General features: G+C 70.6%; 1 protein-coding gene. It reads right to left on the minus strand.

The window, feature by feature from the left end:
• The coding region (locus HA630_RS02525) for a FlgK family flagellar hook-associated protein (protein WP_407061931.1) at window positions 1-676 on the minus strand (676 nt) is incomplete at both ends.

Here is a 676-nt window from a genome sequence, read left to right on the forward strand (position 1 = left end):
AACGGCCCGCTGGTGGTGGTCGTGGTGCCGTCGCTGGTTTCCAGGCTGTACTGGCCGTTGGCCCCGAAGGTGACGACGGTGTTGGCCCAGGCCGGTGCCGTCACGGTGTTGTACGGGCGGTACAGCGCCTCGACCTGCAGGCCGTCGCCGTTGTCGGGGTCGGCCTGCACCAGCACCGGGCTGGCGATGGCCAGCTGCGCCGGCGCGGTCAGCGCCACCTGGACCTGGGCGGCGACGCTGCCGAACGGCGTCAGCAGCAGCTGGTCGCCAGCCGCGCCGGAGGCGGTCTGGGTCAGGCGCAGACCGTCGAAATCCACCGTGCCACCCGACAGGTCCACCGCCGTGCCGGTGGTGGCGGTGAAACCACCGGTGGCCGGGTCGAAAAAGCGTCCATCGCTCACCCGGCGGATTTCCACCGTGTCCGTACCGGTGTAGCGCACCGCGTAGTCCGACGCCTTGAACTGGGTCGGCGCGTCCGGGTCGGCGGGGTTCACCTGCAGGCTCAGGGTGGCGGCGGTGTTGGGGCTGATCTTGACCACCGCGGTGTCGAAGTTGATGGCCCCGAAGAAGGGCTCACCGGGGTCGCCGTTGAGGTCCAGGCCCGCCTGGTGCTGCCGGTTGGTCAGCTCCACCATCGACAAGGCCAGGCGCCCCAGCTGGTTGCGCACGTCGGCCA

The sequence above is a fragment of the Aquabacterium sp. A08 genome (genome assembly GCF_011742065.1).